Annotated in this window: 16 protein-coding genes; 8 read left to right on the top strand and 8 right to left on the bottom strand. The window is 72.8% G+C overall.

The annotated features are described in order from the left end of the window. Positions 1–31: 31 nt before the first annotated feature. The 6 genes from AB0M67_RS09140 to AB0M67_RS09115 form a co-directional block, all read right to left on the bottom strand. Positions 32–1273: a hypothetical protein gene (locus AB0M67_RS09140; protein WP_365744213.1), complete on the bottom strand. Its 1242-nt coding sequence runs from the start codon at positions 1271–1273 to the stop codon at positions 32–34. Next, positions 1270–2121: an ABC transporter permease gene (locus tag AB0M67_RS09135; RefSeq protein ID WP_365744211.1), complete on the bottom strand. Its 852-nt coding sequence runs from the start codon at positions 2119–2121 to the stop codon at positions 1270–1272. Before AB0M67_RS09135 ends, AB0M67_RS09140 begins: the two co-directional genes overlap by 4 nt. Beyond that, positions 2118–3302 (bottom strand): ABC transporter ATP-binding protein, encoded by a 1185-nt coding sequence (locus tag AB0M67_RS09130; RefSeq protein WP_365744209.1) that lies wholly within the window; start codon positions 3300–3302, stop codon positions 2118–2120. Before AB0M67_RS09130 ends, AB0M67_RS09135 begins: the two co-directional genes overlap by 4 nt. A 41-nt stretch (positions 3303–3343) precedes the next feature. After that, positions 3344–4699 carry a lanthionine synthetase C family protein gene (locus tag AB0M67_RS09125; protein WP_365744208.1) on the bottom strand — a complete coding sequence of 452 codons (1356 nt, stop codon included), beginning with the start codon at positions 4697–4699 and terminating at the stop codon, positions 3344–3346. Beyond that, the gene (locus tag AB0M67_RS09120) at positions 4696–7908 is read right to left on the bottom strand and encodes a lantibiotic dehydratase (RefSeq protein WP_365744206.1); all 3213 of its coding nucleotides are present in this window, start codon (positions 7906–7908) and stop codon (positions 4696–4698) included. The genes AB0M67_RS09125 and AB0M67_RS09120 overlap by 4 nt, the downstream gene beginning before the upstream one ends. A 124-nt stretch (positions 7909–8032) precedes the next feature. Continuing rightward, the gene (locus tag AB0M67_RS09115; RefSeq protein WP_365744204.1) at positions 8033–8206 is read right to left on the bottom strand and encodes a gallidermin/nisin family lantibiotic; all 174 of its coding nucleotides are present in this window, start codon (positions 8204–8206) and stop codon (positions 8033–8035) included. 267 nt (positions 8207–8473) lie between these two features. On the opposite strand from AB0M67_RS09115, the gene AB0M67_RS09110 reads away from it, so the two are divergent. The 7 genes from AB0M67_RS09110 (at position 8474) to AB0M67_RS09080 (ending at position 13815) form a co-directional block, all read left to right on the top strand. Then, positions 8474–9031, top strand: a complete 558-nt coding sequence (locus AB0M67_RS09110; protein ID WP_365744202.1) for a sigma-70 family RNA polymerase sigma factor — start codon at positions 8474–8476, stop codon at positions 9029–9031. Then, positions 9028–9975, top strand: a complete 948-nt coding sequence (locus AB0M67_RS09105) for a hypothetical protein (protein ID WP_365744200.1) — start codon at positions 9028–9030, stop codon at positions 9973–9975. Before AB0M67_RS09110 ends, AB0M67_RS09105 begins: the two co-directional genes overlap by 4 nt. 256 nt (positions 9976–10231) lie before the next feature. Next, positions 10232–10873, top strand: a complete 642-nt coding sequence (locus AB0M67_RS09100) for a hypothetical protein (protein ID WP_365744198.1) — start codon at positions 10232–10234, stop codon at positions 10871–10873. Further along, on the top strand, positions 10870–11667 hold the full coding sequence (locus AB0M67_RS09095; protein WP_365744196.1) for a hypothetical protein: 798 nt from the start codon (positions 10870–10872) through the stop codon (positions 11665–11667). The genes AB0M67_RS09100 and AB0M67_RS09095 overlap by 4 nt, the downstream gene beginning before the upstream one ends. After that, complete coding sequence (locus AB0M67_RS09090; RefSeq protein WP_365744194.1) at positions 11664–12581, top strand: ATP-binding cassette domain-containing protein; 918 nt, start codon at positions 11664–11666, stop codon at positions 12579–12581. The genes AB0M67_RS09095 and AB0M67_RS09090 overlap by 4 nt, the downstream gene beginning before the upstream one ends. Then, positions 12578–12976, top strand: a complete 399-nt coding sequence (locus AB0M67_RS09085; RefSeq protein ID WP_365744192.1) for a DUF2511 domain-containing protein — start codon at positions 12578–12580, stop codon at positions 12974–12976. The genes AB0M67_RS09090 and AB0M67_RS09085 overlap by 4 nt, the downstream gene beginning before the upstream one ends. A gap of 233 nt (positions 12977–13209) precedes the next feature. After that, on the top strand, positions 13210–13815 hold the full coding sequence (locus AB0M67_RS09080) for a hypothetical protein (RefSeq protein WP_365744190.1): 606 nt from the start codon (positions 13210–13212) through the stop codon (positions 13813–13815). Between the two features lie 123 nt (positions 13816–13938). Here the strand turns inward: AB0M67_RS09080 and AB0M67_RS09075 are convergent, their stop codons facing one another. Further along, positions 13939–14664: an ATP-binding cassette domain-containing protein gene (locus AB0M67_RS09075; protein ID WP_249951589.1), complete on the bottom strand. Its 726-nt coding sequence runs from the start codon at positions 14662–14664 to the stop codon at positions 13939–13941. Positions 14665–14666: 2 nt separating this feature from the next. Then, the gene (locus AB0M67_RS09070; protein WP_365744188.1) at positions 14667–15470 is read right to left on the bottom strand and encodes an ABC transporter permease; all 804 of its coding nucleotides are present in this window, start codon (positions 15468–15470) and stop codon (positions 14667–14669) included. A 259-nt stretch (positions 15471–15729) separates the two neighbouring features. Here AB0M67_RS09070 and AB0M67_RS09065 point away from each other — a divergent pair, with 259 nt between their 5' ends. After that, the gene (locus AB0M67_RS09065; RefSeq protein ID WP_365744186.1) at positions 15730–16038 is read left to right on the top strand and encodes a hypothetical protein; all 309 of its coding nucleotides are present in this window, start codon (positions 15730–15732) and stop codon (positions 16036–16038) included. Positions 16039–16053 lie beyond the last annotated feature (15 nt).

The following is a 16053-nucleotide window of genomic DNA, read 5'->3' as shown; positions in this document are numbered from 1 at the left end:
GGGCCGGGGGCCCCGCCTCGGTCAAGGGCTGTCAGCCCGTCCACGCGGCCAGCAGTGCCGCCGCCCTTCGGGGGATGGGGTGGTCGAAGCGGCCGAGCTGTTCGGCGGCTCGCAGGACTTCCGCGAGGACGGCCGGGTCGTGGGCCTGGACTCCGAGCACCAGCAGCGGGTCGAGCCGATCGGCCCAGGCCGCCCGGAGCGCGGCGGGGGCGGTGGCGGCGGTCGTGGAGACCTCGCGGGCCCAGGCGCGCACGCGGGCGGGATCCGCGGACGGCATCAGGGGGCCGCCGGGGCTCTGTGCGGGACGCCTCCGGTCTCTTCGTACCGTGGCCGCCAGGGCCGCCGCGGTCGTCGTGTGGTAGCAGGTACCGAAGAGGTACGCGGTGGCCTTGTCGCCCTGGAGACCGGCCAGGATCTCGGGGCGGTGCACGGGGCCGGGCACGGCACCGTCCGGCCGGGCCGCGCGGGCCAGCGCGTTCCAGCCCTCACCCGGCAGCGGGTCCACGACGGGCCCTTCGCCCAGGGCCGCCTCGCACAGCAGCATCTCGGCCAGGAGGTCCAGGCTGCCGCGGGCCAGGTGCACGCCGAGCAGGACGCGTACGGTCTCGCGGAGGCGGGCCATCGGCTCCGGCCCGCCGAGATCGAGGGGGCGGTGGCCGAAGTCCGTCGCGTAGAAGACGACATGGGTCAGGGCGTAGGTCTCGCTCTCGCTCAGCTGGAGAACGTCCGGGTCCAGTGCGGCGATGCTCTCGCGATGGAGCGCGCGGGCCTCGGGCAGGCACGCCGGGGCGGTGAATCCGCCGCGGTCCACGAAGTAACGGAGTTCGATCCGGTTGAGCACCGGCTTGTACGGCTGGGCGTGGGCGCCCGCGTCCGCCGCGAGCAGTGCCTGGCATGCCGCGCGGGACTCGGCGCGGGGGCGTCCCAGCAGCTCCAGCAGGGCGATCAGATTGAGGTGGTACGGGAAGAAGGCGTCGCCGGCGCGCAGTCCGCGCGTGAAGGACGCGTCCGAGACGGCCCGTTCGGCGAGGTCGAGGGCGGCTGTCGCGAGCGCGGCATCCTTGGCGAGGACACCCGCGCGGGCCAGGACCCGGACCAGGCCGAGGAGTTCGAGGAGCGGGCCGGGGCGGAAGGGGCGGCGGGGCAGGAACTCCTCCCACCGCTCGGGCGCGAACCACTCCAGCCGGTCCTCGATCCAGCTCAGGGCGCCCGCCAGAACCTGGTCGGCCGCCTCGTCCTCGGTGAGTGACGGAGCCGGCCGGGCGCCGCTCATCGCGCGCTCCGGACGCGCAGCACGGCCAGAACCGCGACCAGGATTCCGGCGAGGGCGCCGAGGTCCGCCCACCACGGCAGCAGGCCACCGTCTCCCAGCAGGGTCTGGCGGGCCAGGTCAACGGCGTACGTCATGGGGTTGAGGTGCATGATCCAGGCCAGCCAGTCGGGGGCTTCCTGGGCACTGAAGACCGACCCGGAGAGGAACAGCATCGGGAACATGGCCAGTTGGACGGCCGCCTGGAGCGTCTGCACCCGCTTGATGACGGTGGCCAGGCACAGCCCGATGACGCTGAACACGACCGCGGCGAGCGCATAGGCGCCGACCGCGGCGGTGAACCGGCCCGGCGTCAGCTCGACCCCGGTCAGCGGGGCGAAGGCGAGCATCACGACGCTCTGCGCCGTCACCATGCCCGCCCCGGCGACCACCTTGCCCAGGGGCAGACAGATCCGGGGGACGGGGGCGACGAGAAGTTCGCGCAGGACGCCGTACTCGCGGTCCCACGCGTACGTCTGGCCGGAGGCGACACCGATCGACACGACCTGGATGGCGATGATGCCGGGGAAGACGTACGCGCTGAACGACACGGAACCGACCGAGCCGATCATGCCGTTGAAGCCGACGGCGTAGACGAGGACGAAGAAGAGGATCTGCACGCCCTGGCTGACGAGCATGCCCGGGCGTTTGACCTGCCGGAGCAGATCGCGGTGGGCGATGACGCCGATGGCGCGCAGTGCCACGGTCAGGCGGCCGTCCTCGGAGCCGGACTCATGGGAGCCGACTTCCTGGGCGCCGGACTCCTGGGCGCCGGACCCTTGGGCGAGGCCGGGGGCGGTGGTCGTGGTCACGGCGTGCTCCCACCTTCCTGTCGGCCACGTTCCTGTCGGCCGCTCTCCTGTCGGCCGCTCTCCTGTCGGCCGCTCTCCGGCCGGTCGTCGCCCTCCGGCCGGTCGTCGCCCTCCCGTACGGCCGCGGCCGCGGCCGCCAAGTAGACATCGTTCATGGACGGGTGGTGGACGGCGACGGTCAGACCGGGCACGTCGAGGGCACGCACCACCTCCGCGATCCGCGCCTCGGGATCGGCGCAGTGCACGGCGACTCCGCCGGGTTCGTGCAGCGGAGCGAAGCCCGCGGCGCGCAACTGACGGGCGGCGGCCTCGTCGTCGGCGCAGGACACCACGATGCGGGAGGAGTCCAGGCTGCTCTTGAGCCGTTCCAGACTGCCCTGCCGGACCACCCGTCCCTGCCGCAGGATGACGATCTCGTCTGCGTACTCGGCCTCGTCCATGTAGTGCGTCGAGTACAGGACAGTGACACCCAGCCGGTCGCGCAGACGCAGGAGATCGGCCCACACGGTGGCCCGTGCGGAGGGGTCGAGACCGTTGGTGGGCTCGTCGAGGACGATCAGGCCGGGGCGGTGGAGCAGGGCGCGGGCGATCTCCACCCGCCGGGCCAGTCCGCCGGACAGCTCCTCGATCGACTGGCGACGCCGGTCGGTCAGTTCGAACAGGTCCAGCATGAGGTCGATGCGGGCGCGGGCGTCGGCCCGTTTCATGCCGAACAGCCGGGCGTGGAACCACAGGTTGCGTTCCACGGAGAGTTCCTTGTCGAGGGTGCGCTCCTGGAAGACGAGGCCGAGCCGGCGGCGGGCCGCCATCGGGGCCTTCAATACGTCGTGCCCGAAGACACGGACCGTGCCGGAGTGCGGCCGGGAGGCCGTCGACAACACGCCCAGCAGGCTGGATTTCCCGGCGCCGTTGGGGCCGAGGAGCGCGGTGATACGTCCCGGGGGAGAGCTGACCGAGACGCCGTCGACGGCACGCACCTTGCCGTAGCGCACGACGAGGCCCCTCAGCTCGAAGGCCGCCGGTGCATCGGAAGACAGGCCGGAGGACCGGTCAGAAGACAGGGCGGAACCCCGGTCAGAAGACAGGCCGGAGGACAAGTCGGAACCCCGGTCGGAAGACAGCCCGGAGGACCGGTCGTTGGACACATCGGTGGACAGGTCGGTGGACAGGTCGGTCGACACGTCGTTTTCCTCGATTCGCTCGGTGTCCGGAATCCGCAGGCTCAGACCAGCCCCAGCGTGCGGTCCCACGGCAGCGGCCCCTCATCGACCGGCAGCAGGGACAGCGCGACTCCCGCCGCGCCCTCCAGCAGCCCCGCCGTGTTCACGGCCCGGTGCGGCACCGGTGAGCGCGCGGCGGCCGGGAAGCGCATCAGGTGGCGGAAGCCGAAGGGGGCGTCCTCGTCGGCACAGTCGAGGACCTTGGCGGTCAACCAGACGCGACCTGCCCGCAGTCCGGGGTCGCCGGTCGCGTGCGCGACCCTGGCCACGACGCGCAGCAGTCCGGCGTGGCCGTGGCAGACGGTGGCGCCCTCGATCGCCCACTTGGACTCGTCCCGCCGCAGCGCCGCGCGCAGGGCGTCGACGGCGGCGGTGCGCCAGGCCGGCCGGTCGAAGGCGGTCCCGGCGTGGAAGAGTGCGGCGGCGACGCCCGGGGCGCCGTAGCACCAGGCGGTTCGGGTGAACAGCTCGCGCGGCCGGTCGACGGCCAGTTCGTCGTCCCAGCTCGCCCGGGCCGGCCAGTACGGTCCCGCCTCGTCGTACAGCGTCCAGCCCAGCAGCCAGTCGGCGATCCGGTGCGCGGCGTCGCGCAGTCCTGGCACCCGGTGCCCGGCGGCGTGGGCGGAGCCGAGCACCGTGAGCGGTCCGGCGATGCCGTGGGCCAGGCCCAGGTTGAAGTCGCCGCGGGGATAGGTGTGCCGGTCGCGTTCGCCGAGCTGGAGTGCGGCCGGTACCCACCAGCCTGGGACCTCATGGCCGTCGACCCGGACGGGTTCGGTGAGGCGCACGAGGTGGCGGAGGGAGTCGGCCAGGGCGGACTCGACGTCGGGGCCGGTCTCGGCCGGGTCGGCCGCCGAGTCCAGGAGCAGGCGGGTGACGCCCGAGACTCCGTTGATCAGGTCGTACGCGGCCCAGTCGACACCGGTGCCGCCGTTCGCGGCTCGCTCGCGGAAGACACGCAGCCGCTCCCGCTGTTCCTCGGCGACCCAGGTGGCCAGTTTCCGGCGCAGTGAGCCGTAGTGGCCGGCCGGACCCGCGCAGCTCTGGGCGGCGGCGAGCAGTGCGGCGGGGCCGGAGAACAGTCCGCGGCTCGGCGCGGAGTTCATCGCCCGTCCGGCGGCGGCGATGTACCGGTGGGCCACCTGCCGCCAGGCCTCGTCGGTGCGGGCCAGTTCCGCGTAGAGGAGCGCGGTGCCCGGCAGGCCGTTGGCGAGGGTCAGCGGCCCCCACATGACGGAGTCGTAGATCGGGTCGCGGTTGTCGTCGCGGGAGGCTACGGCGGCGACCTGTGCGGGATCGGCGAGCCGGTCGGCGACCAGGGCCACCGCCTCCTGGGCCCCGAGCGTGGCGGTGTTCATGAGGTATGGCTCCGGCGCTGGAAATTGTCCTGGACGGCGCCCCGGGCGATGCCGAGGACAGTGAGCTCGCGGGCGCTCTGCCCACCGAAGAGGCGGTTGCAGACCATATGCAGCAAACTACCGACGACGCGGCCCTCGGGCGTGCCTCCTGAGTCCCTCACGGTGTCGGCGAGTTGACGGACCGCCGCGTCCCGGGCGCGCAGGGCCGCCACGGCGGCGGCGCCGGCGGGGTCCAGGCAGGGCCAGCCGCCGTAGGGGTCGAGGGCCCGGCGCCAGTGGGCGGCCCGGGTGCGGAAGGCGGCGGGCAGGTCCCGGCGCGAGCCGGTCATGGACAGCCAGGCCGCCGCCGCGTCGTCGCCGAAGTCCTCGGTGAGCAGGGGGTGGTGGGGCGAGGGCGGTCCGAAGGCGTGGGCCAGCGCGGCGCAGGAGAGGGCGGCGAGGTCATCGACCGTGTGGGCGTTCGCCGGGTCCTTGGCCAGGCGGAGCAGGTCGAGGGCGGCCTCGCTGTCGTACTGGAAGACCTGTTCGGCGAGCCGCTGGGCGCCCGGGCCGCCGTAACGCTCCGTCTCCGGGTCGTACTGGGCGACGGTGTGGCCGCGCAGCAGGCCCTGTTGGCGCCAGCGCTCCAGCAGGGCGCCGAGCGGGGGCGCTACCGAGCCCCACAGGACCTCGGGCCGGGAGCCGTGCAGGCGCAGGCGCAGGTGGTGGCCGGCCTCGTCGGTGTAGCGGATGAAGAACCAGCCGTCGGCGCCCTTCTCGGCGGCCAGCGCCACCAGTTCGGGGACGTGGCGGCGCAGCAGGTCGTCCTGGGCGCGGGCGGAGCCGTGCAGTTTGACGTACAGCCACTCACCGCCCAGGCCGTGCACGGTACGGGCGGGCTGATGGCGTCCGGCGTACGGCCGCCGTCGGGGCAGGCCCCTCTCGCGGCGGGTCAGCGGGACGACCAGTTCGACGGTGTGCCCGGCGAGCGGGCTCTCCAGCCAGCCCTCGTACTCGCCGGGGACCTCCTGGGCGATCAGGTCGGGGTGGCGCAGCACCTGGTCGCGCAGCAGCTCACGGTGCCAGGCGTCGCCGAGGTCGAGCAGCAGGCGCTGGTCGGCGGTGACGGCGAGGACCCGGCGCGGTACGTCCCAGGCGGCACGCCAGTCCGCGACCGCGCGGTCCCAGTCGGCGCCCCGCGCGTCCGCGGCACATGCGCGGGGTTCGTCCAGCCGCCATACGGCGCAGGCCAGTACGAAGGCGCCGTACCGGACCCGGGGGACGAAGGGCGCGTCGGCGAGCGGCCCCCAGTTCCATGGCTCCCACAGCCGTTGCCCCTCCAGGCCGATCTCCCACAACAGCCGTACGGCGTTGGGGGCCTGGGCGGGCGCGCTGACCATGTTGCCGAGCACGGGCACGATCTCGCGGCCGGTGGGCAGATGGACGGCGGTGAGCCGGTCGAGGGTGGCGCCGACGCCGATGTCCGACAGGCGCAGTTCCTCCGTGCCGGGCACGTCGGGCACGCCGACGCCGATGCGGCGGCCGGTGGCCGGAGTGGTGTGGGCCAGGTTGGCGGCCCTCCCCGAGCGGGTGCGGAAGGCGAGGTCGACGGCGACGGCGTCCGCCACATGCACCGGGTTGTCCCGGTGCAGCGCGGCGAACTCGCTACGCCAGGCGGGGTGCAGATCGGCGAACCGGGCGAAGGTCGACCCGGCACGGTGCGACCCGGGCGAGGGCGAGAGGAAGACCCGGAAGTCCCCGTCGTCCAGGGCCTCCACCGAGTCCGCGGCGACCTGTACGGTCACCTCCGCGGAGTTGGGCAGCTCCGCCGGATCGGCGCTGTCGTGGCACAGCTCGTCGAGGTCCGCGTCACCGAGGACGACCTCGCGCCGCCCGGCCCGCTGTGCCGCGGCCACCAGCCGGGCCATGGCCCGGTCCCGGCGTGCCGTCCGCGGGGTGTCGGGCGCGGCGCCGGGCGGCGTGTCGCCGTTGGGCCAGCCGTAACCGGCCGGGGCGCCGAGGCCCGTGGACTCGTCCAGGAGATCCAGGACCGGTACGAGGCGGTCGGCGCCGTACACGTCGAGGAACCGGCGGTGGTAGTCCCGCAGTGCGAACAGCCCCAGCTTGGGGCGGGACAGCCGCCACATCACGTCCGTGGCACGCTCGATCACCTCCCTTACCGCATAGGGCAGATGCAGGGCGCTGTCGAGGCGGGTGTCGATGTGCAGGGGGGTGTCGTCCGGCTCCGCCGAGCGCGCCGTCTCCAGCAGCCGGCCGAGCCGCTCGCGCCCGGCACCGACGCCCACCGCGTCGTACGCCTGCCGCTCGCGGTCCACCGCCAGCAGCGCGGTGTGGAGGCGGCGGGTCTCCTCGGACACCTCCGCCACGGGTGCGAGCAGGTCCAGTACGTGCCGCAGTGGGTCGCCGCCGTCCAGGGGCGGACGTAGCCCGGTGATGAGGATCTCCTGCCGCACCAGCTCGCCGATCAGCGCCCGGATCTTCTCGACGGGGGCGCCCGGGAAGGCGTCCGCGAGGCGCCCGGCCAGTTCGCCGTACGGCAGTGGCGCCGCGGCCTCGGTCACGGCCCGCTCGACGACGGGCGTGTGGCATACGGAGACCGTGGACCGTGTCTCGCCGCCCTCGGTGAGGCGGACGCCCTGTGCGGAGGAAGAGGTGAGGACCAGCCGGTTCCCGCGTACGGCCAGGGCCTGGTGGGCCTGGACGGTGAGCGTGGACAGGACGGCCGGGTCCTGTTCGAGGCGGTGTACGAGCCGGGTGAGCCACTGCATGTCGGCGTGGGTGCGGGTGCGGTGTTCCGTGCCGCGCTGAAGCTTGGCGGTGGAGTCGAACTGGCCGGTGGCCACGCCGGCGAAGAGGCCGAAGGGGGTGGGCCGGGTCCGCATCCGGATGTCGTAGCGCAGCACCGCGAGGGCGGCCCGGCGCAGCTGGCCCGCCCTGATCCCGCGCGGGCCACGCTCCGTGACGCGGCGGATCATGGCGCTGAGGCTGGGCGAGGCCAGGTCGAGCGCCTCGCTCAAGGCGGGGTCGGCGTGGACCGAGCCGAGCAGGGCGGCGCAGGCGTCCAGGTCCCGGGGACCCTCCGTGGGCAGGGGCAGGCCGGGGCCGTGCGGTGCCATGGGCGCCCGGTACAGGAAGATGTCCCTGGCCTCGAACAGGTTCTCCGGCCGGCTCCGGTGCTCCGGTGACGATGCCGATGACGATGCCCCCACGGTGTGCTCCTCCTTGTCGTCGTGCCGTTCCGGTCCTGTCGTCCTGCCGTTCCGGTCCCGTGCCGGGAATGGCCCATGGGGCGGGGCGGCCCCCGCCCCATGGCTCCTGTCGTGTCGTCTGCCGTCAGCAGCAGTGGCTGCAGCCGGAGCCGCCGCCCTCGCTGGTGCAGCCAGGGGTGCACCACGAGACGCTGGTGATGGCCGGACCCGCGACCGACTTCTCGACACCGATCTCCAGGTCGAGGTCGAACAGGTCCGTGTCCTTGGCGGACAGGACGGGTGCGTTGATGCTGCCCATGCGGATACTCCTTCGCAAGAATCGGACGAATGTGTGTGAATCGCGATCCGGACATCACCGAACCATGGGCGTTCGTGGCCGGACAACAGCTCTGGACCGGAATGGCAGCGATGGCAGTCCTGTGGCAGGGGTGTCTCTGAGGGGCGCTGAAGGGCGCGCTTGAGAGGCGCGCTTGAGGGTGGGCGGGCGCCGGACGAGTTCCAGCCAGAATCGTCAGGAACGGCACAAACCGCGAACCGACCCGGCGCTTTTGGATACGTATGGGGTGTGTGTCCGGACGAAGCCCTGCTCGCCGCCGTTGCCGCCGGCGACCAAACCGCCCTGCGTGTCCTCTACGAGAGGCATGCCACCGCCGTGCTCCGTCTCATCCGCAGACTCACCTCCGACCAGGGCGTGGCGGAGGAGATCCTGCAGGAGACCTGGCTCGCGGTGTGGCGCTCGGCGACCGCGTTCCGCGGCGAGTCCTCGGTCAAGGGGTGGGTGATGGGCGTGGCCAGACGACAGGCTCACAACCAACTGCGTCGCGCCCGGCCGCTGTTGACCGATCTGGCCGAGGCCAGGGACGTGCCGGATCCGGCACCGGGCGTGGAGGACCAGATCATGCGGGACGCCGAGCACGCCGAGCTGATGACTGCCGTGGCGGCACTGCCGGAGCATCTGCGCGAGGTGCTCACGCTGGTCCTGGTCGAGGATCTCCCCTATCCGGAAGTGGCCACCGTGCTCGCGATCCCGGTGGGCACCGTCAAGAGCAGAATGTCCCAGGCGCGACAGCGGCTGGGCCGCATGCTCGCCGCCAGGCGGCTGGAAGGAGCGGAACGACGATGACGACAGAACACCTCACGGACGACGCCCTGGCCCGCCTGGCGCACACGGCACCGCGCGACCCGCTTTCCCCAGGGCACCTGGCCGGATGCGCCGACTGCCGTAGCCGGATGGCGGCGTGGCGGGACATCGGCGCGGCGGTACGGGCGGAGGCGGCGGAGCGCACCGTGTCCCCGCCCTCGTTCGAGGTGCTGTTGGGGGGTGTGCTGGCGGGGGCGGAGGCACGGACCGCCGCGGGACCGGACGACGCCAACGCCGGAAACCTTCCGGCTGTCGCGCCGGGAAGCCGTACGGCCACCGCACCCCCCACCCCTCACCTCGGCGACTCCTTGCGGACGACCTGGCAACTGGTCGTCCGGCAGGCCGTGTTGATGCCGAAGAGCTGGGCGCCGCTCAGCGCGGCTGCCTTCGTGGGGGCGGCGCTGCTGGCGTCGGTGCAGGTGCACGAGCGGTTCGGGCTGCGGCTGTTCGCCGCGGTGGCGGTACTGCTGGTGATGCTCGGTGCGCTGATGACGGCCTCGCCCCGCTGGGACCCGCGACGCGAACTGCTCCTCACCCTCCCGATCCCGCCCACGGCCGTGTTCCTGGCCCGGCTGACGGTGGTGCTCTGCGTCGACGTGGCGCTGGCCCTGCTCTGCTCCACCCTGGTGGACGGGCCGCCCGGCTGGTCGCGGGTGGTCTCGGCCTGGCTCGGGCAGTCCCTGCTGGCCGCGTCCTGCGCCCTCGCGGTCTCGGTCAGGTTCAGCCCGGCGGCCGGGGCGGCGGCGGGCGGGACGATATGGCTGCTGGGCGTGGTGAGCGGACCCCAGGGGATCTTCCCCACCCCGCTCGACGCCCTCCTCGGCCCCCTGCTGTCCACGACTCCCTGGACACCGGCCCTGGCCGTGGCCCTCCTGGGCTGGGCCGTCGGCGCCATGCGGACCTTTCCGGACACCACCTCGCGGTAGCCGGCCGGATGCGCACCCCGCGTCCACCGCCTGTGCCGTGAACCTCGGGGCGCTCCGCCGCTACGTACAGGGTGTACCGCCGCCAGTGGCCGGCGCCCCCGTAGCCGACCGCGAACGGCGGTACCCCCCCCCGTGTGCCATCGCGGGCCTGACCACCGGAAGGGAGCAGCGCGCGGGAAGCCCGCCAGAGACACAACAGCCAGGGACACAACAACGAGAAAGGAAAACGGGGTCGGGAAGATGGTGGAGCCGTGACATGACCGCTGCGACGCGGTGGACACACGAGGCACGCCGCTGCGGGAGACAGGCATTCCTTCTCCCGGTACTGGCGGCACTCCTCGCCTACCTCACCAGTACGACCGGTTCCGGCGCCGGCATGCTGCTGGGCCGCGCCACGCTGAGCTGCGCCCTGCCCGCTGCCACGGCACTGGCCTGCGCGGCCGTGGTGGCACGCGAGCAACTGCTTGAGCTGCACCTGTCGTTGCCCACCCGCTACCCGCTCGCCGTGGCCCGCCGCCTGTCCTGGCCCATCACCGTCGCGGCCCTCTCGGCGGGGGTGCTGGTGACGCTGCTGGCCCTCACCGGGCCCCGGGGATTCGACCCGGCGGCCGTCCTGCTGGAACTGGCCGGACTGACGGTCCTGCTCAGCGGTGGCGCGGTCTGGGCCACGGTCCGGTTCGGGTCCGCCGCGCCCGCCACCGGCCTGGTCGTGGCAGCCGTCCTGGCCAAGCTGCTGCTGGTCGACCGGATCGTGCCGGACGGGACCGCACAGGCCCTGCTCGCCCTGCCGGCCGGCGCCCTGCTCACCGTACGGGCCCTCAGGGCCCTCGAACCCGGGCGGGCAGGCACCCGACTCGACCGGGGCACCGCCCCGTACAGCTCCGACGGGGAGACATGATGGGCGCACTGCTGTGGACCCTGCGGTACGAGGCGCTGATGGCCGCCCGCCGCAAGGTCGTCTGGGGCGCCGTGGTGCCCCTCGCCCTGCTGAGCCTGCTGCTGGCCGTGTCCTCGCCCGCCATCATCGGGCACGCCGACGCGACCGCGAGAACCGGCGCCGCCGCGGTGCTCGTCAACACCCTCTGCACGCTCGGCGTGGGCATCGCGCTCGCCGACCGGCTGCGCCGGGCCCTGGAGACGAGCGGCTTGCCCGAACTGCTCACCGCCACCCCGGCCGCGGCGACGGCCCGCACCGCCGGGACCCTCGCCGGTCCGCTGCTGACCGCGCTGGCCCCGGTCGCCGCGCTGTTCCTGCTGTACGCGGGAGCGGTCGCGGCCACCGACGGCTCCCCCGCGCCGCTCGGCTCGGCGGTCCTCGCGCTCCTGACCGCCGTCCTCCCGGCGGCGGCACTCGCCACGGCGCTCGGCGGGCTGCTCGGCCTGCTGATGCCGGTGGCCGTCGCACGGGCCGTCCTGGTCGTGATCTGGCTGTGGGCCTGCCACTTCCCGCCGTCGTTCTCACCGGTGCCCACGGTCACCGGCACCGTCCTGTCACCGCTCGGCGGCTATCCGCTCGTCGCCTGGGCGCATGCCCCGACCGTATGGGCGACGCGGGAGGGCAGCGGAGCCCTCCGCCCCGCCGTGAGCGACAGCACCGCGCTGCTGAACCTCGCCCTCGTCCTCGCGACGGCCCTGGCCTGCCACGCGCTCGGCCATCTCGTCGCCCGTATCCGACGACACGGAGCATCATGAACATCACCACGGAAAAGCTGACCAAGGTCTACCGTGGCGGGCGCCGTGCGCTGAACGCTGTCGACCTGCACGTCGACAGCGGTACCGTCGGCCTGCTGGGCGCCAACGGGGCCGGAAAGACAACCCTGTTACGCATCCTCACCGGCGTCCTGCGGCCCACCTCCGGCCGGGTCACGGTCGCCGGCCACGACCTGTCGACGACCGCCGGCCTCACCGCCGCCAAACGCGCCCTGGGCTACCTGCCGCAGGAGCTGTCCCTCTACCCCGATCTGACGGCACGCGAGTTCCTCGACTACATCGCGGTACTCAAAGGCATCCACGACAAGCGGGAACGCCGCCGCCAGGTAGCGGAGCGGCTCGCCGAAGTCGGCCTGGAGGACCGGGCGTCCGAGCGGCTCGCCGGACACTCCGGCGGCATGAGACGGCGTATCGGCATCGCGCAGGCCCTGCTGGGCAACCCGTCCGTACTGATCGTGGACGAGCCGACCACCGGACTCGACCCGCACGAACGGATGCGCTTCCGCACCCTGCTCGCCGGACTCGGCGGCGGTCGCACCGTCCTGCTCTCCACCCACATCCTCGACGACGTGGCCCAGACCTGCTCGGAGGTGGCCGTACTCGCCACCGGCCGGCTGGTCTTCCACGACACCACCGCCGCGCTGGTCAGCCAGGCCGCGGGCCACACGTACATCGTCCGGGCGGGCGGCCCGGGGGGCGGGCCGCCCCCCGGCGCACAGGTGGTCAGCGCGGTCAACACGGCCGGGGAGGCCGAGTACCGCATCGTCACCGCCGCGCCGGCGCCCGGCGCCCGCCCGGTCGAGCCGTCCCTGGAGGACGGCTACGCCGCACTGCTCGCCGCCGACAGCACGACCCGAGACAACCGCACGCTCCGAGGAGAAATGACCGACACATGATCGCGAAAGCCCGAAGCCGCACCACCGTCACCGCATCCGCACTCACCGGCCTGATCCTGCTGGCGCTCACCGCCTGCTCGGGCTCCGGTCGCAGCGACCCGGCCACCGGGGATCCGGTGCCGCTGCCCAGCCCGACCACCACGAAGCAGGCGATGAGCGAGAAGAACCTCGGCTACATGTGGCCGCTGAACGTCGATCACGGCACCGCCGAGTGCCGCGACAACGGCCAGGCTGTCTTCACCGTCCCCGACGGCACCACCTACGCGCTCAACGACCGTGCCCGAGAAGCGGGGTACGCGGACATCGATCCGGTGCGCGCCTCCGGCGACGGAGGCGGCAAGGTGAGTATCGGTGTCCTGCTCAGCCGAACCATGAAACTCTGCCGGCCCGCCTGACCAGCCGACCGGCACTCGGACAAGACCACCGCGACGACAAGACCACCGCACCGACAGACCGACGACCGCGACGAACAAGAGGGATCCACAACACACGGGGGAAGAACGCAGTGCACGAGTCCCAGCCTTTTCATGTATTGGTCCATGCCGGCCTCAGGAGTCACTTCGACTCGCCGGGTTCGGCGGACTCACCGTTCGAAACGCTCCGCCGCAGCCTCGACCACGTCGACTTCGTGGACGAAGGGGAACTGAACGCTCCAGGTGGGCTCAGCCTGCCGGTGCTGTTGCCGGTCAACAGCGAGTTCCAGGCCGAGGAACTGCGCACTCTGCGGGTACGGCACCCGCTGTCTCTGCTCATCGCCGTCACGAACGACCTCTCGGGCCACCACACCTACTACGCCATCCGCTCCGGCGCGAACTTCGTGTTCAACGTGGCCATCTCGGGCGAGAGCCAGATCGGCATGGTCCGCGCGCAACTGCGGGCCCATGCCATCACCCACGCCGACGTCCCGGCCACCGTCCCCGCCGACGCCAGGCGGGCCCCCGTACACGTCACCGACAGGAGGGTCACGCGTCCCGTGGCCCTCCCGGGACTGCAAGCGGCGGGAGCTTCGACGGCCCCGGATCTGCACCGGGCCGACCGGGAGCTGGTCCGCCAGCTCCGCACGTCCATGACGGTGTCGGAGATAGCACGCCGTCACTACTGTTCCGAGCGGTCCATGTACCGCCGCATCCGCAGGCTCTACGACGAACTCGGCGTCCGGGGCCGTGCCGAACTGATGTCCGTCGTCTCGGCACCGGCCGATACCGGCGACCGCGTCAGGTCGCAGGCCGGCTGAGCGGCCCGCCGCCACGGCGGGACCCGCCGAGACATGCCCTCCGGCCCTGACGCCGTCTCCGGCCCCGGGATGTCCCCGGGGCCGGAGGCGTCCCGGGGGCCGGAGGCGTCCCCGGGGGGCCGTTCAGCGCACGCCCGCATCCGCTGTCTCCAGCAGCCGGAAGAACCCGGCCTCCAGGTCACCGTCGTCGGCAAGCCCGGCCAGCGGACCCTCGTACTGTGTCCGCCCCGCCACCAGGACCTGCACCCGGTCACACACCTGTGCCACCTCCGCCAGCTGGTGGCTGGCGATCAGTACCGCCACGCCCTCACCGGCCAGCGACCGGATGATCCCGCGCATCTCCCGGATGCCCACGGGATCGAGCCCGTTGGTCGGCTCGTCGAGGATGATCAGCCGCGGTCGCGCCAGCAGCGCCACGGCGATGCCCAGCCGCCATCGCATCCCGAGGGAGTACGCGCCGACCTTGCGGTCACGCGCCCCGGTCATCCCCACCAGAGTGAGGGCCGGCTCGATCCACTCCTTCGGGACACAGCGCAGCGAGGCGTGCAGCCGCAGCGTCTCGTCGCCCGTCAGCGTCGGCCACAGACCGGGCACCTCGATCAGCGCGCCGACCCGCGCCAGCGCCTCTCGCCCGACCGGCCCGCCGAACAGCTCGATACCGCCCGACGTGGGCCGCTGCAGACCCAGCACCGTCTTCATCAGGGTCGTCTTGCCTGCGCCGTTCGGCCCGAGCAGGCCGTAGACCTCTCCCTGCGACACCGTGAGGTCCACGCCGTCGAGGGCACGGTGGGTGCCGTAGTGCTTGTGCAGCCGCCGGATGGACAGCGCGGGGGCAGCCGTCGTCGTCATGGTCAGATCTCCTTACGGCTCATGTGCGCGCTGCCGACGACCAGCAGGATCGCGGTCAGCACGAGGGCGAGGACGACGGCGAGCGGGATCGCCGACATGGCGGTCACAGGACTGCCGTCGGGCAACGGCACCCCGTTGGGCCCGATCCCGGCCAGCGGCAGCACCACCCGCATGGGCCAGGCGAACGGAACGGCGTACCAGAAGTCCTTGTCCGAGACGAGCGCCCCGCACAGCAGCCCCGCGACACCCACCCCAATACTCGGGCCCGTGCCCCACATCACCGCCACCAGCACGGCCAGGGCCGTCATCGACAGCCCCACCAGCCAGGGCAGATAGACCGCCGCGACCACCGTCCCCATCGCCCCGGGGAACTTTCCACTGATCATCGCGCCCAGCGACAGCATCACCAGCAGCACCGTGGAGGACACGAGACCGAGCACGCCGAGGGCGGCCACCTTGCCCATGAAGTACCGGCGGCGCGGTACGCCGTACGACAGCAGCAGCCGCCAGGCGTCCTGGTCGGCGCGGACCGTCAGCGCCGCGGCGAGCCCCGCCGTCATCGGCACCAGCACGCCCCAGAACTCCAGCGTCACATTGCGGAACACCTCGAAGGTCTGCCCGGCCTTCGCCTCGGAGGAGCCGAGCGCCCCGAGGAACAGCGGGACGGTGATGACGATCGGCGCGAGCAGGTGGTACCAGGGCACGAACCCCCGCTTGTTGCGGGCCAGTTCCGTGCCCACCACGGTCACCAGCGAGGGGTTGTCGCGCCGCCCCGCCAGGGGCCGGTGGGCCGTGTCGTACACCATGGGTCTCCTCCGGGGTCGTGGTCGCTACGACCAGTACGTAGCGGTGGAGGCCGCGTCGGTTCAGAGCTCGGTGCGGACCGTACGTCGTTGGCAGTCCGTGGCAGGTCCGCCGGTGTGGCAGTCCTGCGGCTGCCACCTGCCGACACGCTGCCAACCGGGCTGTCAGCCACTGCGTTCGGCGGGCGCGGGTGCGAGGGTCGGAGGCGCCGCGGCTGCGAAGAACGCACGTCCCGTGCTTCACCGAACCCAGGAGGACCCCGTGAAGAAGTTCCGTACCGCGCTGACCGTGGGGGCGATGACCCTCGCGCTCGGCGGCCTCATCGCGCCCGCCGCGACCGCCACGACCTTCCCCGACGCCGCTCCGCGGGGCGGCATCTCGATCCAGCGCACCTGGCACGCGACGGTCCAGTGCCAGATCGTTCGTATCAGTGACAACAACGTCGTCGGCTACGACCGCGCGGACGGCAGCGGCAATTCCAAGCAGGCCGCGATCAACGACGCCAAGCGCAACGTCCCCGTTCCGCCCAACCACTACAAGCGCCACTGCGACGCGAAGCGCGTCTGGTAGCGTCCAAAAAGGTCG

The organism is Streptomyces sp. NPDC051662 (genome assembly GCF_040681655.1).
Classification (GTDB): Bacteria; Actinomycetota; Actinomycetes; order Streptomycetales; family Streptomycetaceae; genus Streptomyces.
This window is presented reverse-complemented; position numbering and strand designations above follow the sequence as displayed.